The organism is Kitasatospora viridis (assembly GCF_007829815.1).
GTDB classification, from domain to species: Bacteria; Actinomycetota; Actinomycetes; order Streptomycetales; family Streptomycetaceae; genus Kitasatospora; species Kitasatospora viridis.
Map to the genome: position 1 here is coordinate 178,354 of NZ_VIWT01000001.1, position 20,493 is coordinate 198,846.

Below are 20,493 nucleotides of genomic sequence, written 5' to 3' on the forward strand. Positions count from 1 at the left end.
TCGGAGCACCGTGCCGGAAAACAGGAGCGGGGGGACTCCTCATGAGGAGTCCCCCCGCTCCGTCCGGTCAGACCTGGATCCGGCGCTCCACCGCGTCCACGATCTCCGCGACGGCGTCGGCGACCGAGACGCCGTTCTTCTGCTCACCGCTGCGGTAGCGGAAGCTCACCGCGCCGGCCTCGACGTCGTCGTTGCCCGCGATCAGCATGAACGGCACCTTGGACTTCTGGGCGTTGCGGATCTTCTTCTGCATCCGGTCGTCCGAGGCGTCCACCTCGACCCGGATCCCGTGCTTCTTCAGCTCGGCCGCGACCTCCTGGAGGTACGGCACGTGCTCGTCGGTGATCGGGATGCCGACCACGGTGACCGGGGCCAGCCACGGCGGCATGGCGCCCGCGTAGTGCTCCAGCAGCACCGCGAAGAACCGCTCGATCGAGCCGAACAGCGCGCGGTGGATCATCACCGGCCGCTGCCGGTTGCCGTCGCCGCCCTGGAACTCCAGGTCGAAGCGCTGCGGCAGCTGGAAGTCCACCTGGATCGTGGACATCTGCCAGGTGCGGCCGATCGCGTCCCGCGCCTGCACCGAGATCTTCGGACCGTAGAAGGCGGCACCGGCCGGGTCGAGGACCAGTTCGAGGTTCTGCTTCTCGGCCGCCTTGCGCAGGGTCTCGGTGGCCTCCTCCCAGTCCTCGTCCGAGCCGATGAACTTCTCCGGGTCCTTGGTGGACAGCTCCAGGTAGAAGTCGGTCAGCCCGTAGTCGCGCAGCAGGTCCAGCACGAAGGTGAGCAGCGAGTCGAGCTCGTCGGCCATCTGCTCCTTGGTGCAGTAGATGTGCGCGTCGTCCTGGGTGAAGCCGCGGGCGCGGGTCAGGCCGTGCACCACACCGGACTTCTCGTACCGGTAGACCGTGCCGAACTCGAAGAGCCGCAGCGGCAGTTCACGGTACGACCGACCGCGCGAGCGGTAGATCAGGTTGTGCATCGGGCAGTTCATCGGCTTGAGGTAGTAGTCGTTCTCGCCGTCGAGCTGCATGGGCGGGTACATCCCGTCGGCGTACCAGTCCAGGTGACCGGAGAGCTCGAACAGGGTGCCCTTGGTGGCGTGCGGGGTGTAGACGAACTCGTAGCCCGCCTCCTCGTGCCGCTTGCGCGAGTAGTCCTCCATGGCCCGGCGCATCACGCCGCCCTTGGGGTGGAAGACGGCCAGGCCGGAGCCGATCTCCTCGGGGATGGAGAAGAGGTCCAGCTCGCTGCCGAGCTTGCGGTGGTCGCGCTTGGCGGCCTCCTCCAGGAAGTCCAGGTGCGCCTTGAGCTGGTCCTTGGTCGGCCAGGCGGTCCCGTAGATGCGCTGGAGCATCGGGTTCTTCTCGCTGCCGCGCCAGTAGGCGCCGGCCGAGCGCATGATCTTGAACGCCGGGATCATCCGGGTGCTCGGCAGGTGCGGGCCGCGGCACAGGTCGCCCCAGCAGGTCTCGCCGGTCTTGGCGTCCAGGTTGTCGTAGATGGTCAGCTCGCCGCCGCCCACCTCGACGTCCGCGCCCTCGCCGGCGGTCGCGGCCGAGCCCTTGAGGCCGATCAGCTCCAGCTTGTACGGCTCCTTGGCCAGCTCCTCGCGGGCGGCCTCGTCGGTGACCACCCGTCGGGCGAACTTCTGGCCCTTCTTGATGATCTCCTGCATCCGCTTCTCGATGGCCTTGAGGTCATCGGGGTGGAACGGCTTCTCGACGTCGAAGTCGTAGTAGAAGCCGTCCTTGATCGGCGGGCCGATGCCGAGCTTGGCCTCGGGGAAGATCTCCTGCACGGCCTGCGCCATCACGTGCGCGGTGGAGTGGCGCAGGATGTTGAGGCCGTCCTCGCTGGTGATCTCCACCGGCTCGACCTCGTCGCCGTCCTGCAGCGGGTAGCCGAGGTCCTTGAGCGCACCGGCCACCCGGGCGGCGATCACGGCGCGGTTGTCGGCGAACAGCTCGGCGGCGGTAGTGCCCGTGGTCACCACGCGCTCTTCCCGATCGGGTTCGCGGTTGATGATTACCCGGACGTCCGTCACCGGTCTCTCCTGACGTGCTGGATCTGATGGTCGCAGCTGGTGCTGCAGCCCCGATGGTACCGAGCCGACCCGCACCGCCGTGCACCCGTCCGACCGGGCCGCCCCGGCGGGGTTGAGCCGGTAGGGGCCGGGGGTATCACCTGGTCGGAACCCTGCCGCCGCCGACGCACCGTCAGTTCACGCGCCGCGCGATGCACCCGCACCGGATCCGAGCGGGGTACCGAGGGGAAGTGAGGGGTGGTCATGAATCAGAACTCCCAGTGGTACGAAGGTCCGCTCGCCTCCTTCGACACCGAGACCACCGGCGTGGACGTGGAACAGGACCGGATCGTCTCCGCCGCCCTGCTCGTGCAGTCCGCCCCGGGCGCCCCGGTGCAGCGGAGCAGTTGGCTGGCCGATCCGGGCGTGCCGATCCCGGACGGCGCCCGCGCCGTGCACGGGATAACCGACGAACAGGTGCGGGCGCACGGCCGCCCGCCCACCGAGGTCAGCACCGAGATAGCCGTCGCGCTGGCCGCCCAGGCCCGCGCCGGGGTGCCGCTGGTGGTGATGAACGCGCCCTACGACCTGACGCTGCTGGACCGGGAGTTGCGCCGGCACGCGGGCAGCACGCTGGCCGCGCACCTGGCCGGCGCCGAGCTGCTGGTGGTCGACCCCCGGGTGCTGGACAAGCACGTGGACCGCTACCGCAAGGGCCGCCGCACCCTGACCGACCTGTGCGCGCACTACGGCGTCGAGCTGGCCGGCGCGCACGACGCGGGCGCGGACGCCTGGGCCGCCCTGCAGTTGGTCCGGGTGCTCGGCGGCCGCCACCGGACCGCACTCGGCGAACTCTCCCCCGCCGAACTGCACCTGCGTCAGACCGCCTGGCACGCGGCCCAGGCCCGCGGCCTGCAGGCCTGGTTCGACCGCTCCGGCACCCAGGAGCGGGTGGACCGCTCCTGGCCGCTGCGCCCCGCCGCCTGACGGACCGTCGCACAACGGCATCGGGCCCCAACTGCCGTGTGGCAGTTGGGGCCCGATGTTGTCCGGTGGGCGATACTGGGATCGAACCAGTGACCCCTTCGGTGTGAACGAAGTGCTCTCCCGCTGAGCTAATCGCCCGGGCAACGAGATGAACAGTAGCACCCCGGACGGGGTGTTGTGAAACTCGTCGATCACCGCCCGCCCGACACTGCGACAGCAGCCGCACCGGCCCCCGGAGATGACGAGCACTCAGTTCCGGGCGCAGTTCCCGAACCTGACCGACGGTCGTTCGAAAACGCCGGAAAAGGCGTAGGACCCCGGTTGGAAATAACCGGGGTCCTACGCCTTGCAATGCAATCCGGTGGGCGATACTGGGATCGAACCAGTGACCCCTTCGGTGTGAACGAAGTGCTCTCCCGCTGAGCTAATCGCCCGGCTGCAGGGAAAACATTACCCCATCCGAAGGGGTGCTCCGAACCACCCCCCGCCCGACCGCCCGGCACCGGCCCGACCAGCCCGACCAGGCCACCGATCACGATCCGCGACGAGCCCGGCGCCCGCCCCGCGCCCCCGCCGACCCCCTCCCGATAACCGCCGCGCGACCCCGATCCGGGGCTTTGGACAATGCGCCGGAAGAGTTACCGGGATGCCCCGAATCGGGACAGACGGGTTTACATCGCCGCTGGAGGTGGGATGGTCCGTTCGCCGACGTGCGATTCCCCGAGCGCACACTGAGCGAAAGGCCCTGGCGCTTATGAACACCACGGTCAGCTGCGAGCTGCACCTGCGCCTCATCGTGTCGAGCGAGTCGTCACTGCCCGTCCCCGCGGGCCTGCGCTACGACACCGCCGACCCCTATGCCGTGCACGCCACCTTCCACACCGGTGCGGACGAGACCGTGGAATGGGTGTTCGCCCGCGACCTCCTCGCGGAGGGGCTGCACCGACCCACCGGGACGGGCGACGTCCGGGTGTGGCCGTCACGCAGCCACGGACAGGGAGTCGTCTGCATCGCGCTGAGCTCTCCTGAGGGCGAGGCCCTGCTGGAAGCCCCGGCCCGGGCGCTTGAGTCCTTCCTCAAGCGGACCGACGCCGCGGTGCCACCCGGCACCGAACACCGTCACTTCGATCTGGATCGGGAGCTGTCGCACATCCTCGCCGAGAGCTGACGCCAGGGGCGATCCCCCGGGCCCGTTCCGCTCCACCGGTGGCTGTCCTACTCGGGGGCACGGCCACCGACTCGACCGCGCACGCCGACGCCAGCCGTACGTACCGACCCGGTGCGCACCGAGTCAATCGATCCACCCCAGGCCGCACCGGCCTGCCGGCGCCCGGCGCCCCGCTCCTCCCCCGCCCGCCACGGCGGTCGGAAGGGCGGCGGCGCCGGGCGCCTTCGCCGTTCCGTCGGTGCGGGCCGGTATTGTTCGGCGGTGATGACCGGCCCCCACCCGGCCGAGGCGTGGGGGCGTGCAGCGGGCGGACCGACCGCCCCCGGCGCACGCGAGGAGCTACCCACGTGCTGATCACCCATGACACCGAGTGCGCCCTGGGCATCCTGGTCGAGCTGCTGAACACGGCGCCCGAGGTGGCCGGTGCGGAGCAGCTGTCCGACGTCGCCGCGGTGGACGCGTTCGTGCTGCGCTGCGACATCAGCGACGTGGCCGGGACCGGGTCGGCCGACGTGGCGGCGGTCCGGGAGCTGCGCGGGCAGCTGCGGGAGATCTTCACCGCGCCCTCCACCGAGGTGGCGGCCGGGCTGGTGAACACCCTGGTGGCGGCGGTCAACGCGACGCCCCGGCTGACCGACCACGACGGGCACGGTTGGCACATGCACTACTTCGCCCCGCACGCCGCGCTGGCCGACCACCTGGCGGCCGAGCTGGGCATGGCGCTGGGCCTGATCCTGATGGCCGGCGAGCGGGAGCGGCTGCGGCGCTGCGAGGCGCCGGACTGCGCCCGGGTCTTCGTGGACCTCTCGCGCAACCGGTCCCGCCGGTACTGCGACAGCCGCACCTGCGGGAACCGGATGCACGTGGCCGCCTACCGGGCGCGCCAGCGGGCCGGCGCGGACGCGGAGGAGGCGGCCGGGGTGGTCGTCGGGGCCTGACGGCCACCGGTGGTCAGCGGTCAGATGCCGCGCTTGCGGAGGATCTCCTCGATGTCGGAGAAGTCGCCGAGGTCCTCGGCGGCGCCGCGGGCCGGGCGGCTCGGGGCGACGGCGGGGCGGGACTGGGCGGCCGGGGCCGCCGGGGCGGACTGCTGCTCGCCGCCGCCCGCCTTCGGCTTGCGGCCGACCCCGGTGATGGCCAGCAGCAGCGCGGCCAGGCCGAGCAGGGCGATGCCGGTCCACACTCCGGGGTCGAGCACCAGGCGGGCGGCCCAGTTGCCGAGCGCGCGGCCGATCGTCGTGCCGACCGGGATCAGGCCGGTCAGGTAGAGGCCGGCCGGCAGCAGTGCGACACCGGCCCACCTGGTCGCGGTGCGCCAGCGGCGGCGCCAGCCGTGCAGGCCGGCGAGCACCAGGCCGGCGGCGGTCAGGGCGTAGCAGACGGCGCCGGTCAGCATGACGACCGCTCCCTCTCGATGGCTCGGTTGCTCGCCATGGTCACTCCGGTGGTTTCGGTGCGGGGTCCCCCGTAGTGGAACACTGGGCGCATGATCGAAGGTTCCCTCCCCCAGGTCGAGTTCTGGTGCGAGCTGCAGTGCTCCGACTGCCGCACGGCGCTCGACGACCTGCGCGCGCTGCGCGCCCGCTTCGGTGACGCGTTGAACGTCACGCTGCGGCACTTTCCCCTGGAGAAGCACAAGCATGCCTATCCGGCCGCGGAGGCGGCCGAGGAGGCCTTCGCCCAGGGCCAGGGGTGGCCGTTCGTGGAGGCCGTGCTCGCCCGGGTCGAGGAGCTGGAGCGGCGCGGCCCGGAGCTGCTGCTGGAGGTGGCGGGCGAGTTGGGCCTGGACACCGAGGAGGTCGAGCTGGCGCTGATCGACGGCCGGCACATGCTGGTGATCGACGCCGACCAGGCCGAGGGCAAGGCGATCGGCGTGACCGGGACGCCGACCTACGTGGTGGGCCGGCAGCGGCTGGACGGCGGCAAGAGCCAGGACGGGCTGCTGGAGCGGATCACCGCGCTGCTGGAGGGCTGAGCCCCCGTCACAGCGGCTTGGCGTACTGCCGCCGGGTGAGCCGGTAGCCGAGCGACTCGTAGAGCCGGTGGGCCGGCTCGTTGGCGGCGTAGACGTTCAGCCCGAGGTCGTGGACCCCGGCCGCGAGGCAGAGGCGCTCGGCGGTGAGCATCAGCTCGCGGCCGTAGCCGCGGCCGCGCCGGCCGGGCTCGACCTCGACGTTCATCACCCAGGCCAGCGGGCGGTCGTCGGGGGGCAGCCGGCCGTTGTCGAGGGAGAGCCAGAGGCTGCCGGCCGGCCCGGGCTCGCCGGGGACCAGCAGCAGGTGCACCGCCATGCCGGGGGTGGCGTGCAGGCTCGGGAGCAGTCGGGCCACGTCGGCGGCCACCTTCTCGGCGGCCTGGCGCTCCGTCAGGCCGACTCGTCGCAACTGGTCGCGGTAGCCCCGGTTGATCCCGTCCAGCCAGTCCTGGAACTCCTCCGGGCCGATCGGACGGGTCGTCAACTCCGGTCGCGGTAGCGGGGGACGGCTCAGCCGCTTGTGCATGTGATGGCTGGTCTCGGTGTAGCCGAGGGCCCGGGCCAGGCGGTGGCCGGCGCTCGCCCCGGTCGGCACGCTCACCTCGACCCGGTGGCAGCCCCAGCCGCGCAGCACCTCCTCGGCGGCCAGTGCGGCGACCGTGCCGCGGCCGCGGCGCCGGGCCTCGGTGATCTCCAGGCCCTCGATCCGGCCGGTGCCGAGGTGCTCCGCGATCAGCACCTTGCCCACCGCCCGGCCGTTCGCCCAGACCTGCCAGTGGCGCAGCCGGCCGCCGCCGGGCCGGGGCTCCTCGGGACCGGTGGGGCGCAGCGTGGTCGTCATGGCTGCTCTCTTCCCCGTGCGCGGCGGGGGTTAACGGGTGTGCGGGCGGCTCAGCGGGGGTCGGTGTCGGCGGCGGAGCGGGCCGTGAAGGCGGCCATCGCGCGGGCGGTGACCGGGCCGGGGGCGTCGCCGAGCACCCGGTCGTCGATCCGGGAGACCGCCTGCACGTCGCGCAGGGTGGAGGTGAGGAAGACCTCCTCGGCCTGCTGGAGCACCTCGATCGGCAGGTCGGCCTCCTCGCCGTCGCACCAGTCGAGCACCAGGGCGCGGGTGACGCCGGCCAGGCAGCCGGAGGCGAGCGGCGGGGTGAGCAGCTTGCCGCCGAGCACCACGAAGACGTTGGAGCCGGTGCCCTCGCAGAGCGCGCCGACGGTGTTCGGGAAGAGCGCCTCGGAGGCGCCGAGCCGGTGCGCGTGGGCGAGCGCGATCACGTTCTCGGCGTAGGAGGTGGTCTTCAGGCCGGCGGTGGCGGCGCGCTCGTTGCGGGTCCACTCGACGGTGGCCGCGGCGGTGGTGTCGGGGCGCGGGGCGGTGGCGCCGAGGGCGATCACCAGGGTGGGCGGGGTGTCGAGCCGGTCCGAGCCGAGCGGGCCGAGGCCGCCGGTGTAGGTGATCCGGAGCCGGCCGAGCGGCGCCGGGTTGGCGGCTGTGACCGCCTCGACGCCCTTGCGGACCTGCTCCAGGTCGGGTTCCGGCAGACCGAGGCCGGCAGCCGAGCGGGCCAGCCGGTCGAGGTGGCGGGTGAGTGCGAAGGTCCGGCCGTGCACCGTCTTCACGGTCTCGAAGACGCCGTCCCCGACGGTCAGCCCGTGGTCCAGGGCGGAGACCTCCGCGCGGTGTTCCTCGACAAGTGCGCCATTGAGCCAGATCATCGCGGGCCCTTCCTGAGATGTGCGGTCCTCGGCCGTGCTGGGCTACTCCACCTGCTGGCCAGACGCTATCGCGACCAGTCGGGCGGCCTTGAGTTCGGTCTCCGCCCACTCGCGCTCCGGGTCGGAGTCCCAGGTGATGCCGGCGCCGGTGCCGAAGCGCAGCAGCGGAGCCGCCGGATCGGCCCGGTCGATCCAGAACGTGCGGATGCCGACGGCGAGTTCGGCGCGCTGCCGGTCGGCGTCCACCCAGCCGATGGCACCGCAGTAGGGCTCGCGGGGGGCGGTCTCCAGCGCCTCGATGATGCGCAGCGCGCTGGACTTGGGTGCGCCGGTGACCGATCCGGGCGGGAAGCTCGCGGCGAACAGTTCGCGCCAGCCGACGCCGTCGCGCAGCCGGCCCTCGACGGTGGAGACGAGGTGGACCAGGCCCGGGTGCTTCTCCACCACGCACAGGTCGGGCACGGTGATGCTGCCGGTGGCGCAGGCGCGGCCGAGGTCGTTGCGGACCAGGTCCACGATCATCACGTTCTCCGCGTGGTCCTTCTCCAGCAGGTCGTGCTCGGTGCGGCCGGTGCCCTTGATCGGGCCGGAGGAGACGGTGCGGCCGTCGCGGTGCAGGTAGAGCTCGGGGGAGGCGGTGGCGATCTCGATGCCGTGCTCGGGGAGGCGAATCGTTCCGGCGTAAGGGGCCGGGTTGCCGAGGGCGAGCTGGGCGGTGAGCGCGTCGATGTCGCTGCGCGCCGGGTCGGGGTGGGGCAGCGGTGCGGTCAGCACCCGGCAGAGGTTGGCCTGGTAGACCTCGCCGGCCGCGATGTGCTCGCGGATCCGGCGGACCCCGGCCACGTACCCGGCCCGGTCCAGGGAGGTGTGCCAGCTGTCGGGGTGCGGGCCGTGCCAGCGGTCGCCGGCCTGCGCGGGGGCGGGGTCGGGACGGACCTCGGCGAACCGGGCGCAGGTGAGCCGGCCCTCGAAGTCGTGCGCCACGGCCCACCAGCCCTCGGTCTCCAGCACGCCCGGATCGTGGCTGACCTCCAGCAGGCCGGTGGCGAGCCGGCCGCCGAAGCGGGCCATCGGCTGGTCGGACGGGAGCGGCAGGCTGGGGGTGGGCACGGTGCTCCTGGGCGCGTTCGAAGGTGTGCGGTGATTCGAGTCTAGGTCGCTGACCTGGGGCTGCGCGGGCGCTCCGGCGACGCTCGGCGGGAACGGAATTTGAGCTGGCCGAGGTTTCCGCTAAAGTTCAACACGTCGCCGGGAAACGGAGCCGCTGGAAAGCGGTGAAGGGCCCGGAAGACAGGCGGACGTGGCTCAGTTGGTAGAGCATCACCTTGCCAAGGTGAGGGTCGCGAGTTCGAATCTCGTCGTCCGCTCGGTGGAGAACAGCAAGATCGTTCTTACTGATATGGTTCAGCTGCGGTCCGGCTGGACCGAGTTGCCTGGTGGAGTGGCCGAGAGGCGAGGCAACGGCCTGCAAAGCCGTGTACACGGGTTCAAATCCCGTCTCCACCTCCATGGATCCCCGGTTCGACCGGGGATCCACCCGCGCGATTAGCTCAGCGGGAGAGCACTACCTTGACACGGTAGGGGTCACTGGTTCAATCCCAGTATCGCGCACGACCACCTGGTCCTCAGTGGATCGGCGTGGTGAGCAAGACAGTTGAACAGGCGCGATTAGCTCAGCGGGAGAGCACTACCTTGACACGGTAGGGGTCACTGGTTCAATCCCAGTATCGCGCACGACCACCCGGTCCCAGCGGATCAGTGTGGTGAGCAAGACAGTTCAACCCCGCGCGATTAGCTCAGCGGGAGAGCACTACCTTGACACGGTAGGGGTCACTGGTTCAATCCCAGTATCGCGCACCACAGGAAGCCGGATCCGCCTCGCGGGTCCGGCTTCCGGCGTCTGTGGGGGGCGTGGATCGACGGAGGTACGAGTACCGTGGTCGGCCGCCCTCACCGACGTCCGACCACGGCACTCGCGGTCGCCGGTGGGTCTGTGGCGCGCGCTTGCCGCCCGTCCGCGTCCCCGCGCGGCGCCTGCCACCGGCTGGGCGCCCGGTCCCTGTCCCCTGGGAGGTCGGGCGCTCCGTCACACTCAACGTTAGGGCGGTGGACGGGTCGTGGCGTCATGCCCCGGTCTCGTCCTCGGGGTGTCCCAGAGGATGAGGACACGCCGGTCGCATACGTCTCAAGACGTACGGCGGGGTCGCGCCGCACGGGGGGAACCCTGAGGGGAGGCCTCGGGGTCGGGGCGGGGTGGGGCCTGCGGAAAGGGTCGGACAATCCCATTGGCGGTTCACGTGTTGCGTATCAGCACACCGCAGCCGACGTTCCGTAAGCTGTGCCAGACAGGAACTGACGATGCCCCAGCACCCGGGGCCCCTCTCACGGGTTGCCCACCTGACGGGCCGACGGGACGGACATGGGCATGATGCGGCTGAGGCGTGAGGACCCCCGCATCGTCGGCCCGTACCGCCTGCACCGGCGACTGGGCGCCGGCGGGATGGGCGTGGTCTACCTCGGGTCGGACCGCAAGGGGCAGCGGGTCGCGCTCAAGCTGATCCGCGCCGAGCTGGCCGAGGACTCCGAGTTCCGCACCCGGTTCGCCCGCGAGGTGGCGGCGGCCTCCCGGATCCGGGCCGGCGCGACCGCGCGGGTGGTCGGCTCCGACATCGAGGCGGACCGGCCCTGGCTGGCCACCGCCTACGTGCCCGGTCCCTCGCTCTACAAGCGGGTCGGCGACGAGGGCCCGCTGGCCTGGCCGGAGGTGGCCCGGATCGGCGCCGCGCTGGCCGACGGGCTGGTCAAGGTGCACGAGGCCGGGGTGGTGCACCGCGACCTCAAGCCGTCCAACATCCTGCTCTCCCCCAAGGGCCCGCGGATCATCGACTTCGGCATCGCCTGGTCGCGCGGCGCCAGCACGCTGACCCACGTCGGCACCGCCGTCGGCTCCCCCGGCTTCCTGGCGCCCGAGCAGGTGCGCGGGGCCGCGGTGACGCCGGCCACCGACGTCTTCGCGTTCGGCGCCACGCTGGCCTACGCGCTCACCGGGGACACCCCGTTCGGCTCGGGAGCCTCCTCCGAGGTGATGCTCTACCGGGTGGTGCACGAGGAGCCGGACCTCTCCGAGGTGCCGCCGGTGCTCGCCCCGCTGATCGGGGCCTGCCTGGCCAAGGAGCCGCTGGAGCGGCCCGGCGCGGCGCACCTGCACGAGCGGCTGAGCGAGCTGGCGGCGCGGGCCGGCGGGCGGCGGGCCGCAGCCGCCGCGGAGCCGGTCGCCACCCAGGCCTCGGCCCCCCGGGCGCGGGAGCAGGCGCGGGTCGGCTCCGGCTCGCCGCTGTCGGCCGCCGAGTTGGCGGCCCGCGAGGCGGCCCGGGCCGAGAAGGTGGCGCGCGAGTCGGAGGAGGCGCGGGCGCTCGGGCGGCCGCGGTTCGCCCGCTCGCAGCCGCACCCGTCCTCCGGCGGGCACCCGACCGTGCCCGCGCGCCCCGCGCCCCGGCCGGCGGCGCGCCCGGTGCCCCGGCCCGCGCCGGGGCCCGCCCGGGACCGGCAGCACACCCCGCCGCCCACCGGCGGGCTGGCGGCCCGGCGGCGGCTGCTGCGGCAGCGGCTGGTGGTCTTCATCACGGTCACCATCGGGGTCGCGCTGGCGATCGCCGCCGCCCAGGGGTGCGAGAACCGGCACGCGCAGGGCCTGCCCGCGCCGGCCGTGCCGAGCACTTCGAGCCTCGCCCAGCCGGCGGTGCAGGGCGCGGCCGCCGTCCCGCCGATCGGTCTCTCGGCCGACGGCGCGCAGCCGGCCGCACACACAAGCGGCTCGCCGCTGCCGGCCGGCTTCGGTCCCGCGGCCGGATCGGTGCCGCAGGTGGACTGGCCGAACCGCAGCTACCCCGACCCGTCGGGCGGGCCGGCCATCCAGCTGCAGAACGGGCGCTCGGCCGGGCCGCCCGCCGTGGCGCTGTCCGCCGTGATGCCGGCCCGCTACCGGGGCAACCCGGCGCAGGTGGTGGTGCTGCGGCGGACCGAGGGGGCGATGCCGGTCGACCTGGTGGAGCTCTTCACCTTCAGCGGCGACTCCCCCGCCCTGGCCACCGCCCGCACCTCCGCCGCCGACCCGTCCTCCACCGCGACCTGGCGGCTCGACGAGGGCGCCCTGGTCCGGGAGGAGCGGGTGCCGCAGACGGGTGCGGTGGCGACCACGCGCTACGCGGTGCGCGGTGACGGGTCGTTGGAGGAGTCCTGGCCGGGCGCGGGTGTCGCGGGCGGCACGGGTGCCGGGGGGACGCCGGCGCCGTAGGCGTCAGGCGTACCGGGCGGGCGGCTGGACGAGCTGCTGGAGCTGCCGGCCCCGGACGTGGTGCGGCGGGCTCGACCCGGCCCGCGCTCTGAGCGGCCGTCAGCCGGCGTTGACGGTGTAGAAGGCCACGGCGGCCGCCGCGCCGACGTTGAGGGAGTCGATGCCGTGGGCCATCGGGATCCGGACCAGGGTGTCGGCGGCGGCCAGGGCCCGCGGGGTGAGGCCGTCGCCCTCGGCGCCGAGCATCAGGGCGGCCTTGGGGAGCTGGTGGGGCGCGGCCTCGGCGAGGGTGACGGAGCCCTCGGCCGGGGTGAGGGCGAGCACCCGGAAGCCGGCCGCGCGCAGCGCGTCGAGCGCGCCGGGCCAGGGGTCGAGCCGGGCGTAGGGCACCGAGAAGACGGCGCCCATCGAGGTCTTGACGGCCCGCCGGTAGAGCGGGTCCGCGCAGTCCGGCGAGAGCAGCACGGCGTCCATCCCGAGGGCCGCCGCGCTGCGGAAGATCGCCCCGAGGTTGGTGTGGTCGACCAGTCCTTCGAGCACCGCGACCCGGCGCGCCGGGCCGAGCACCTCGGCGACGTCCGGCAGCGGCTTGCGGGCCATCGAGGCGAGCGCGCCGCGGTGCACGTGGTAGCCGGTGACCTGCTCGGCCACGGCGGGCTCGACCACGTGCACGGGCGCGTCGACGGTCTCGATCACGTCCGCCATCACGTCCAGCCACTTGGGCGTGAGCAGCATCGACCGCATCCCGTAGCCGGCCGCGAGGGCCCGCCGGATCACCTTCTCGCCCTCGGCGATGAAGAGGCCCTCGGCGGGTTCGCGGCGGCGGCGCAGTTCGACGTCGGTCAGGCCGGTGTAGTCGGCCAGCCGGGGGTCGGCGGGATCGGTGACGGTGCTGGGCTGGGACATGACGGTCTTCCGGTTGTCAGTGCTGGAGGACGTGGACGACCTCGCCGACCACGATGACCGCCGGCGGGCGCACGCCCTCGGCGGCCACGGTGTCGGCGACGGTGGCGAGGGTGGCGTCGATCCGGCGCTGGCCGGCCGTGGTGCCCTCCTGGATCACGGCGACGGGCGTGTCGGCGGACCGGCCGGCCGCGATCAGCCTGGCCGCGATCGCGCCGATCCGCTCCACCGCCATCAGCAGCACCAGGGTGCCGTTCAGTTGGGCGGCGGCCTCCCAGTTGACCAGCGAGCGCGGGTCCTCCGGGGCGACGTGCCCGGAGATCACGGTGAACTCCTGGGTCAGGCCGCGGTGGGTGACCGGGATGCCGACGGCGGCGGGCACGCTGATCGAGCTGGAGATGCCGGGCACCACGGTGACCGGGATGCCGGCCTCGGCGCAGGCCAGCAGCTCCTCGCCGCCGCGGCCGAAGACGTACGGGTCGCCGCCCTTGAGCCGGACCACGAACTTGCCGGCCTTGGCGTGCTCGACCAGCGCCTCGTTGATCGCCTGCTGGGCCATCTGCCGGCCGTAGGGGATCTTCGAGGCGTCGATCACCTCGACGTGCGGGGGCAGCTCGGCGAGCAGCTCGCGCGGGGCCAGGCGGTCGGCGACCACCACGTCGGCGTCGGCGAGCAGGCGGCGGCCGCGCACGGTGATCAGGTCGGGGTCGCCGGGGCCGCCGCCGACCAGGGCCACGCCGGCCGTCCGCTGCCGGTACTGACGCGCGGTCAGGGTGCCGGTGCGCAGGCCCTCGACGATGGCGTTGCGCAGCGCGGCCGAGTGCCGGGGGTCGCCGGTGAGCACGGCGACCGTGGTGCCCGCGTCGTCGTGGCCGCTGGCGGGGGTCCAGGCGGTGGCCGCGGCCGCGTCGTCGCTGCGCGAGCAGAAGATCCGGGCCTGCTCGGCCTCGGCGCTGACCGCCTCGTTGACGGCCGGGTCGGAGGAGGCGACCAGCACGTACCAGGCCTCGGCCAGGTCACCGGCGGCGAAGCCGCGGCGGTGCCAGGTGATCTCGCCGGCGTCGGCCATCGCCTGGACGGCGGGCGTGGTGCTCGGCGAGACCAGGTGCACCTGGGCGCCGGCGGCTATCAGGGCGGGCAGCCGGCGCTGGGCCACCTGGCCGCCGCCGACCACGACCACCCGGCGGCCGGCCAGCAACAGGCCGACGGGGTACGGGGTCTGGCCGGTGGTGCTGGGGTGCACGTTGGGCGCGTTCATGCGGGTGGCTCCTGTGGGGCGAAGGACGAATTTCGGATAAGGCGGTGCCCCGTACCGGCGCGCCCTCGGGCCGGTACGGGGCCAATCAAGACGGTGGAGCCGAGACGGTGGATCAGCCCTTCTCGGTGACTCCGGCGGAGTCGAAGGTGGCTACATCGTGCATCGCCCGGGCCGCACTCTGCACCAGCGGGAGGGCCAGCAGGGCGCCCGTTCCCTCGCCGAGCCGCAGGTCCAGGTCGATCAGCGCGCGCAGGCCGAGCTTGGCCAGCGCGGCCTGGTGGCCGGGCTCGGCCGAGCGGTGGCCGGCGATGCAGGCCGCCAGCACCTCGGGGGCGATGGCCTTGGCGGCCAGCGCGGCGGAGCCGGCGATCACGCCGTCCAGGATCACCGGGGTGCGCAGCGAGGCGGCGCCGAGCAGGAAGCCGGCGATCGCCGCGTGCTCCAGGCCGCCGATCGCGGCGAGCACGCCGATGGGATCGGTCGGGTCGGGCTGGTGCAGCTCCAGTGCCTGCCGGATGACGGCCACCTTGCGGGTGTGCGTCTCGTCGTCGATGCCGGTGCCGCGGCCGGTGACCTCGGCCGGGTCGACGCCGGTGAAGACCGAGATCAGCGCGGCGGAGGCGGTGGTGTTGGCGATGCCCATGTCGCCGGTGATCAGGATCTTGTTGCCGGCCGCGACCAGGTCGCGGGCGGTCTCGATGCCGACCTCCAGCGCCTTGAGCGCCTCCTCCCGGCTCATCGCCGGTCCCTGGGTCATGTCGTCGGTGCCGGGCTTGACCTTGCGCGGCAGCAGGCCGGTGGTGCGGCCCTGCTGGATCGCCTCGGGCAGCTCGGCCTTGACGCCGACGTCCACCACGCAGACCTCGGCGCCGACCTGGGCGGCGAAGGAGTTGACCACCGCTCCGCCGGCCAGGAAGTTGGCCACCATCTGGCCGGTGACCTCCTGCGGCCAGGGGGTGACGCCCTGGGCGTGCACGCCGTGGTCGCCGGCGAAGATCGCCACGCAGGCGGGCTCCGGGATCGGCGGCGGGCACTTCCGGGACAGGCCGCTGAGCTGGGCGGAGATGATCTCCAGCATGCCGAGCGAGCCGGCCGGCTTGGTCATCCGCTTCTGCCGGTCCCAGGCCTCGCCGAGCGCCTTGGCGTCCAGCGGGCGGATGGTGCGCAGGGTCTCGGAGAGCAGGCTGTGCGGCTCCTCGCCGGGCAGCGCGCGGTTGCCGTACTGCTCCTCGTGCACCACCCAGGAGAGCGGGCGCTTCTTGGCCCAGCCCTGCTGCTGCAGCTCGGGCTCGTCCGGGAAGGAGTCGACGAAGCCGATGCAGAGGTAGGCGACGACGTCCAGGTGCTCGGGCAGGCCGAGCTCGCGGACCATCTCCTCCTCGTCGAAGAAGCTCACCCAGCCGACGCCCAGGCCCTCGGCGCGGGCGGCCAGCCAGAGGTTCTCCACGGCGAGCGCGGCCGAGTAGGGGGCCATCTGCGGCTGGGTGTGCCGGCCGAGGGTGTGCCGGCCGCCGCGGGTGCGGTCGGCGGTGACCACGATGTTGACCGGGGTTTCGAGGATCGCCTCGATCTTGATCTCGCGGAACTGCTTGGCCCGGCCCTTGGGCAGCGAGTCGGCGTAGGCCTCGCGCTGCCGCTCGGCCAGCGCGTGCATCTTCCGGCGGGTGTCCGAGGAGCGGATCACCACGAAGTCCCAGGGCTGCGAGTAGCCGACGCTGGGGGCGGTGTGGGCGGCCTCCAGGACCCGGAGCAGCACTTCGTGCGGGACGGGGTCGGGGCGGAAGCCGTTGCGGATGTCGCGGCGCTCGCGCATCACCTGGTGGACGGCGTCGCGGGCGGCGGTGTCGTAGCCCGGCGCGGCCTCTCCGCGCGGGGCCTCGGGCTCGGCGGCGGGCTCGGCTCCGGCTTCGGCCTGGTCCGGTACGGGCTGCGCGTCGGGCTCGCCGGCGGCCTCGGGAGCGGCCGCGGCGGGCTGCGGCTCGGGCGCGGTGGCCGGCTCGGCGACGGCGGCTTCCGGTGCGGCGGGCGCCTCGACAGGCTCGGTCGGCTGGACCGGCTCGGCCCCGGGCGCGGCCTCGGCGGCGGCTTCCGGCGCGGCGGGCGCTATCGGGGTGGCCGGGTCGGGCTGGGCGAGCGGCTCGGCCTGCTCGGCGGGGGCCTCGGCGACGACGGGCTCCTCGGCGATGGTGGGCTCGGCGGCGACGGGCTCGGCGGCGACCGGGGTCTCGGCAGCGGGGGTCTCGGCAGCGGGTGCCTCGACGGCGGTCGGCTGCTCCGGGGCCGGCGCGGCCTCGGCGGACGGCGCCTCAGCCGACGGGGCGTCAGCGGTCGGGGCGTCAGCGACCGGGGTCTGCTCGGCGGGCTGGGCCGGGGCCTCGACGGCCGGCTGCTCCGCGGCGGGGGCCTCGGCGGCGACCGGGGCCGGCTGCTCGACCACCGGGTCCACCACGGCGAGGCCGAGCGGCGCGGGGTCGGCGAGGAACGCGGCGATCCGGCGCGGTGCGCCCGGCTGCGCGGGGGCGGCTGCCTCGGGGGCGGCGGGCGCCTCCTGGACCGGTGCCACCGGCTGAGTGGGCGCGGCCTCGGCGGCCACCGGCTGCGGCGCGGGGACGGGCTCGACGACGGCGACCGGCGCCGGCTCGACGGTCTCGACCGGCGCGACCGTCTCCACGGGCGCGACGGCCGCGGCGGGCGCCTCCACGGCCACGGGCTCCGCGATCACCGGCTCGATGGCGACCGGCGCCGGCTCCACGACGGCCTGCTCCGTCGCCACCGGCTCCGCGACCGGAGCGACGGGGGCGACCGGAGCGACCGGCACGGCGACCGGGGCGACCGGCTGCTCGACGGGAGCCGCGGCCTTCTGCACCGGCAGCACCAGGGTGCTCTCGGCGGCCGTCTCCGGCGGCAGCACGGCGACCGGCACCCCGTGCGGCGGCGTGCCGCCGGGCTCGGACGGGCCGCGGTCGGCCAGCGAGCGGACCGGCACCTGACCGGTCATCAGCGAGGGGTCCGGGATCGGCGGCCCGGCGTGCAGCGGCCGGCGCGGCTGCGCGGGCTGCGGCACGGCGGCGACCGGGGAGGCCTCGGCCTGGGGCTGTTCGGCGTACCCGGGCGGCACCACCGGCGGCCAGGACGGCTCCACGGGCGTGCCGGGCACGGGCTGTTCGGCGGCAACCACCGGCTGGACGGCGACGGGCTCGACGGCCACCGGCTGGACGGCGACGGGCTGCGGCGGTACCGGCTGCGCCATCGGCGCGGCGCCCGGGTACCCGGGCTGCGCCACGAACCCGCCCGGGGCGGGCGGGGTGAGCGCCTCGCCGAGCGGCACCACGGGCGTGGCCGACGGGTCGGCCCAGCCGCCCTGCGGGCCGGGCATCAGCAGCACGTCCTCTTCGTCGTCCGGCTGGTCGATGAAGGTGTACCCGGGCCCGGCCGGCGCACCGCCGCCCCCCGGTACGGACTGGCCGACGAGGTCGCCGCCCCACCCGCCACCTCCCTGGACCGGTTCGGTCCCGGTCTCGGGGAGCAGGTGCTCCGGCAGTCCCTCACTGGGGACGTGACCAGCGTCGGTCATGTCAACACTCCTTCCAGGCCGCTTCCGCGTCCTTGGCGACCCGGTCGCCGACCGAGGCGCACCGCCCGTTCCGGGTCCAAGCCGGAGACCGGCCCACCCCACCGTCGTTCACCTGTCGGCCGCCGGGTGCGGCGACCGTGGGCCGTTCGACCGGTCACGGTGTCCGGTGCCGGCGCTCGCCGCGTCTGGTCCGACGCGTGAGGCGGGGCACCGCCACCTGAACTAACGACAGCCCGGGGCATCCGGCACGACCGGCCCGGAACCCCGGGACATTCTCCCGGTCGGGCCTGCGTCAGTCGAATGCCCACGCACCGATCCACGTGTGGGTTGCACCACGTCGGCGCGGTTCGCACCACCGCGCCAGGCAGGCGGGCAGTCAGATCGTCAGACTACCGGCCACCAAGGTCCACTCGGGCCGCCGCTGTCCGAATCATCCTCAATTGTCGATTCGTCACCTCGGAGACCTTTACCCGGCTCCCGGCAAGCTCACGGCGCGCACCCAGGGCCGGGCCCGCCCTGCGGGAGGCCAGCCGGTTCAGGGCGCGGGCTCGGCCCAGAGCAGCAGGGTGCTCTCGAACGGGCCGATCGCCGACTCGGCGTCGGAGCCCGACGGGGTGGCCTGCAGCGGGGCGGACTGCAGCACCATGCCCTCCACCCGGTACCCGGCCGTGGTCATCACCGCGCGGATCTCGCCCGCCTCGGCCACCGTGCCGGCCAGCGCGACCAGCCGGGCCGGACGGCGGGTCAGCACCGCGCGCACCACCTCGGCCCCGCCCTGCTCCACCACCACCGCGTCCGGCTCGGGCAGTCCGCCCAGCACCTCGGTCGCCGGTCCGGCGGCGGTCTCCAGCTCGACGCCGTAGCGGCGCGCGTTCACCGCGATCCGGGCGCAGGTCGCCGCCGACTCCTCGACCGCGACCACCGCGGCGCCGAACCGCGCGGTCTCCACCGCGAGCGCCCCGCTGCCCGCGCCCACGCACCAGACCAGGTCGCCGGCGCCCGGCCCGAGCCGGGCCAGCACCACCGCGCGGGTCTGCGGGGAGAGGGTGCGGGGTGAGTCGCCGTCGTACGCGTCGCCGGGCAGCGCCCAGCCGCGCTCGGTGCCGGGGTAGCCGACGGGCCGGCCGGCCAGCCAGCCGGCGGTCGCGTCCACGCCCGCGCTCTGCGGGGTGGAGCCGCCGATCACCAGCACCACGTTGGGGTCGCGCCAGTCGTGGTCCGGCACCCGGTCCGAGGTGAGCACGGTGACGTCCTCGTCCGCGGTGCCCAGCGCCTCGCAGACCACGAAGGTGCGGTGCACGCCGCGCAGCATCAGCGCGAGCTCGCTGGGCCCGGCGTCGGCGCTGGTCAGCACGGCGACCTTGGAGTGCGCCCGGCAGACGTTGGCGGCCCGGCGCAGCCGGCCGCCGTGGGTGGAGACCACCTGGGCGTCCTCCCAGGCCATGCCGGCCCGGGCGAACGCGGCGGCGACCGAGGAGACGGCGGGCAGCACCTCCAACTCCAGCCCGTACTCCGGCCGGCGCAGGGCGCGGACCACACCGAAGAAGCCCGGGTCGCCCTCGGCGACCACCACCACGGCGCCGCGGTGCTCGGCGATCCGGCGGGCGGCGCTCTCCACGCTCCCCAGCGCGATCCGTTCGGCGCCGGCCGGCACCGGGAGCGCGTTCAGCTGGTAGGGCGCCCCCGCCACCAGGGTGGCGGCGGTGAGCGCGGCGGCGGCCGCCTCGGTCAGCGGTGTTCCGTCCCACCCGATGACCGTGATCCGGTCGGCCATGCCGGCAGTTCTCCCTCGGAGTGCTCGAAGCTCGTCTCGCGCGGATGGCGCTGCGCCCCCGTCGCCCGGGCCGTCCGCCCAGCAGCAGAGGTTACCTGGTGGGTGTGCCGGTGCGGCGGTATCCGGCGATCTTGGTCGACCGCGTGGCGCGCGGTCCGGCGGTTCGACGGACCCTCAATCCTGCAAGGCGTAACGGTCCTTCAGCAGGTCGTCGACCGGCTCCAGGTCCTCGGGCAGCAGGCTCCACAGGATCAGGTCGCTGCGGCTCTCCTCCCCCGCCGAGCCGACTTCGCCGGTGCGCACTATCCAGGCGCTGCGCAGCACGCCCTCGCTGATGCAGCCGATCTTCTGGGCGACCTGCTGGGCGGCGGTGTTGCCGGCCGCGGTGCGCAGCTCCAGCCGGTGGAAGCCGCGGTCCTCGAAGAGCCACTGGGCGATGCCGAGCAGCGACTCGACCGCGTAGCCCTCGCCCCTGGCCCAGGGCGCGGTGACGTAGGCGGCCTCGGTGCTGAGCAGCCGCCAGTCGGTGTGCCGCAGTTCGACGGTGCCGACCAGCCGCTGGGTGAGGTGCTCGGTGACCGCGAAGGCGATGCCGCGGCCCTGCGCGCGCAGGGCCGGGGCCTGCCGGCGGATCCAGTCCAGGGCGTGCCGGTGGGTGTAGGGCTGCGGCACGTCGGTCCAGTTCAGCACCAGGTCGTCGGCCATCATGGCGACCAGCTCGGGCACGTCGCCGTCCTCCAAGGGGCGCAGCAGCAGCCGTTCGGTGCTGATCGCGGTCTCGGGGAAGCTCGCTGGCATACCGTCTCTCCTCGCCGGGTCGT

15 protein-coding genes and 7 tRNA genes are annotated in these 20,493 nt (G+C 74.1%); 10 read left to right on the forward strand and 12 right to left on the reverse strand.

The window, feature by feature from the left end:
• Positions 1-67: 67 nt before the first annotated feature.
• On the reverse strand, positions 68-2,047 hold the full coding sequence (gene thrS, locus FHX73_RS00820) for a threonine--tRNA ligase (protein ID WP_145902768.1): 1,980 nt from the start codon (positions 2,045-2,047) through the stop codon (positions 68-70).
• 243 nt (positions 2,048-2,290) lie between these two features.
• On the opposite strand from thrS, the gene FHX73_RS00825 reads away from it, so the two are divergent.
• Complete coding sequence (locus tag FHX73_RS00825) at positions 2,291-3,013, forward strand: exonuclease domain-containing protein (protein ID WP_145902769.1); 723 nt, start codon at positions 2,291-2,293, stop codon at positions 3,011-3,013.
• 66 nt (positions 3,014-3,079) lie between these two features.
• Here the strand turns inward: FHX73_RS00825 and FHX73_RS00830 are convergent.
• Together FHX73_RS00830 and FHX73_RS00835 are read right to left on the reverse strand one after the other, a co-directional pair.
• Positions 3,080-3,151, reverse strand: a tRNA-Val gene (locus tag FHX73_RS00830).
• 224 nt (positions 3,152-3,375) lie between these two features.
• Positions 3,376-3,447, reverse strand: a tRNA-Val gene (locus tag FHX73_RS00835).
• 320 nt (positions 3,448-3,767) lie between these two features.
• On the opposite strand from FHX73_RS00835, the gene FHX73_RS00840 reads away from it, so the two are divergent.
• Together FHX73_RS00840 and FHX73_RS00845 are read left to right on the forward strand one after the other, a co-directional pair.
• Positions 3,768-4,181 (forward strand): SsgA family sporulation/cell division regulator, encoded by a 414-nt coding sequence (locus FHX73_RS00840; protein ID WP_030056266.1) that lies wholly within the window; start codon positions 3,768-3,770, stop codon positions 4,179-4,181.
• A gap of 347 nt (positions 4,182-4,528) precedes the next feature.
• Positions 4,529-5,119 (forward strand): CGNR zinc finger domain-containing protein, encoded by a 591-nt coding sequence (locus FHX73_RS00845; RefSeq protein ID WP_145902770.1) that lies wholly within the window; start codon positions 4,529-4,531, stop codon positions 5,117-5,119.
• 20 nt (positions 5,120-5,139) lie between these two features.
• On the opposite strand, the gene FHX73_RS00850 is transcribed toward FHX73_RS00845, so the two are convergent.
• The gene (locus tag FHX73_RS00850; protein ID WP_145902771.1) at positions 5,140-5,577 is read right to left on the reverse strand and encodes a hypothetical protein; all 438 of its coding nucleotides are present in this window, start codon (positions 5,575-5,577) and stop codon (positions 5,140-5,142) included.
• Between the two features lie 90 nt (positions 5,578-5,667).
• Here FHX73_RS00850 and FHX73_RS00855 point away from each other — a divergent pair, with 90 nt between their 5' ends.
• Positions 5,668-6,156 carry a DsbA family protein gene (locus FHX73_RS00855; protein ID WP_145902772.1) on the forward strand — a complete coding sequence of 163 codons (489 nt, stop codon included), beginning with the start codon at positions 5,668-5,670 and terminating at the stop codon, positions 6,154-6,156.
• A 7-nt stretch (positions 6,157-6,163) separates the two neighbouring features.
• Here FHX73_RS00855 and FHX73_RS00860 read toward each other — a convergent pair whose 3' ends face one another.
• The 3 genes from FHX73_RS00860 to FHX73_RS00870 are packed head-to-tail and all read right to left on the reverse strand — an operon-like array spanning position 6,164 to position 8,940.
• The gene (locus FHX73_RS00860) at positions 6,164-6,997 is read right to left on the reverse strand and encodes a GNAT family N-acetyltransferase (RefSeq protein ID WP_145902773.1); all 834 of its coding nucleotides are present in this window, start codon (positions 6,995-6,997) and stop codon (positions 6,164-6,166) included.
• A gap of 50 nt (positions 6,998-7,047) precedes the next feature.
• The gene (locus FHX73_RS00865; protein ID WP_145902774.1) at positions 7,048-7,869 is read right to left on the reverse strand and encodes an aminotransferase class IV; all 822 of its coding nucleotides are present in this window, start codon (positions 7,867-7,869) and stop codon (positions 7,048-7,050) included.
• A gap of 42 nt (positions 7,870-7,911) precedes the next feature.
• Positions 7,912-8,940: a chorismate-binding protein gene (locus tag FHX73_RS00870; RefSeq protein ID WP_145907973.1), complete on the reverse strand. Its 1,029-nt coding sequence runs from the start codon at positions 8,938-8,940 to the stop codon at positions 7,912-7,914.
• 223 nt (positions 8,941-9,163) lie between these two features.
• Here FHX73_RS00870 and FHX73_RS00875 point away from each other — a divergent pair.
• From FHX73_RS00875 to FHX73_RS00900, 6 genes are all read left to right on the forward strand, one after another.
• Positions 9,164-9,236 (forward strand) — tRNA-Gly (locus FHX73_RS00875).
• A 68-nt stretch (positions 9,237-9,304) separates the two neighbouring features.
• Positions 9,305-9,378 (forward strand) — tRNA-Cys (locus FHX73_RS00880).
• Positions 9,379-9,408: 30 nt separating this feature from the next.
• Positions 9,409-9,480 (forward strand) — tRNA-Val (locus FHX73_RS00885).
• A 51-nt stretch (positions 9,481-9,531) separates the two neighbouring features.
• Positions 9,532-9,603, forward strand: a tRNA-Val gene (locus FHX73_RS00890).
• Positions 9,604-9,654: 51 nt separating this feature from the next.
• A tRNA-Val gene (locus FHX73_RS00895) sits at positions 9,655-9,729 on the forward strand.
• A 565-nt stretch (positions 9,730-10,294) separates the two neighbouring features.
• Entirely contained in the window at positions 10,295-12,163 is a 1,869-nt protein-coding gene (locus FHX73_RS00900) for a serine/threonine-protein kinase (RefSeq protein ID WP_246213283.1), read from the forward strand.
• A gap of 99 nt (positions 12,164-12,262) precedes the next feature.
• On the opposite strand, the gene FHX73_RS00905 is transcribed toward FHX73_RS00900, so the two are convergent.
• From FHX73_RS00905 to FHX73_RS00925, 5 genes are all read right to left on the reverse strand, one after another.
• Positions 12,263-13,069 (reverse strand): TrmH family RNA methyltransferase, encoded by an 807-nt coding sequence (locus tag FHX73_RS00905; RefSeq protein WP_145902776.1) that lies wholly within the window; start codon positions 13,067-13,069, stop codon positions 12,263-12,265.
• Between the two features lie 16 nt (positions 13,070-13,085).
• Entirely contained in the window at positions 13,086-14,324 is a 1,239-nt protein-coding gene (gene cobA, locus FHX73_RS00910) for a uroporphyrinogen-III C-methyltransferase (RefSeq protein WP_145902777.1), read from the reverse strand.
• A 112-nt stretch (positions 14,325-14,436) separates the two neighbouring features.
• Positions 14,437-17,898 (reverse strand): nicotinate-nucleotide--dimethylbenzimidazole phosphoribosyltransferase, encoded by a 3,462-nt coding sequence (cobT, locus tag FHX73_RS00915; RefSeq protein WP_145902778.1) that lies wholly within the window; start codon positions 17,896-17,898, stop codon positions 14,437-14,439.
• 535 nt (positions 17,899-18,433) lie between these two features.
• Positions 18,434-19,672, reverse strand: coding sequence for a precorrin-6y C5,15-methyltransferase (decarboxylating) subunit CbiE (gene cbiE, locus FHX73_RS00920; protein ID WP_145902779.1), 1,239 nt, complete (start codon positions 19,670-19,672; stop codon positions 18,434-18,436).
• A gap of 174 nt (positions 19,673-19,846) precedes the next feature.
• Positions 19,847-20,470: a GNAT family N-acetyltransferase gene (locus FHX73_RS00925; protein ID WP_145902780.1), complete on the reverse strand. Its 624-nt coding sequence runs from the start codon at positions 20,468-20,470 to the stop codon at positions 19,847-19,849.
• Positions 20,471-20,493: the final 23 nt, after the last annotated feature.

Excerpts from the sequence above, each read along its gene's own strand:
- FHX73_RS00925 (WP_145902780.1), bottom strand. The coding sequence starts at position 20,470 with ATGCCAGCGAGCTTCCCCGAGACCGCGATCAGCACCGAACGGCTGCTG.
- cobA (WP_145902777.1), bottom strand. The coding sequence starts at position 14,324 with ATGAACGCGCCCAACGTGCACCCCAGCACCACCGGCCAGACCCCGTAC.
- FHX73_RS00900 (WP_246213283.1), top strand. The coding sequence starts at position 10,295 with ATGATGCGGCTGAGGCGTGAGGACCCCCGCATCGTCGGCCCGTACCGC.
- FHX73_RS00840 (WP_030056266.1), top strand. The coding sequence starts at position 3,768 with ATGAACACCACGGTCAGCTGCGAGCTGCACCTGCGCCTCATCGTGTCG.
- FHX73_RS00850 (WP_145902771.1), bottom strand. The coding sequence starts at position 5,577 with ATGCTGACCGGCGCCGTCTGCTACGCCCTGACCGCCGCCGGCCTGGTG.
- FHX73_RS00860 (WP_145902773.1), bottom strand. The coding sequence starts at position 6,997 with ATGACGACCACGCTGCGCCCCACCGGTCCCGAGGAGCCCCGGCCCGGC.
- cbiE (WP_145902779.1), bottom strand. The coding sequence starts at position 19,672 with ATGGCCGACCGGATCACGGTCATCGGGTGGGACGGAACACCGCTGACC.
- FHX73_RS00870 (WP_145907973.1), bottom strand. The coding sequence starts at position 8,940 with ATGGCCCGCTTCGGCGGCCGGCTCGCCACCGGCCTGCTGGAGGTCAGC.
- FHX73_RS00865 (WP_145902774.1), bottom strand. The coding sequence starts at position 7,869 with ATGATCTGGCTCAATGGCGCACTTGTCGAGGAACACCGCGCGGAGGTC.
- FHX73_RS00855 (WP_145902772.1), top strand. The coding sequence starts at position 5,668 with ATGATCGAAGGTTCCCTCCCCCAGGTCGAGTTCTGGTGCGAGCTGCAG.
- cobT (WP_145902778.1), bottom strand. The coding sequence starts at position 17,898 with ATGACCGACGCTGGTCACGTCCCCAGTGAGGGACTGCCGGAGCACCTG.
- FHX73_RS00825 (WP_145902769.1), top strand. The coding sequence starts at position 2,291 with ATGAATCAGAACTCCCAGTGGTACGAAGGTCCGCTCGCCTCCTTCGAC.
- FHX73_RS00905 (WP_145902776.1), bottom strand. The coding sequence starts at position 13,069 with ATGTCCCAGCCCAGCACCGTCACCGATCCCGCCGACCCCCGGCTGGCC.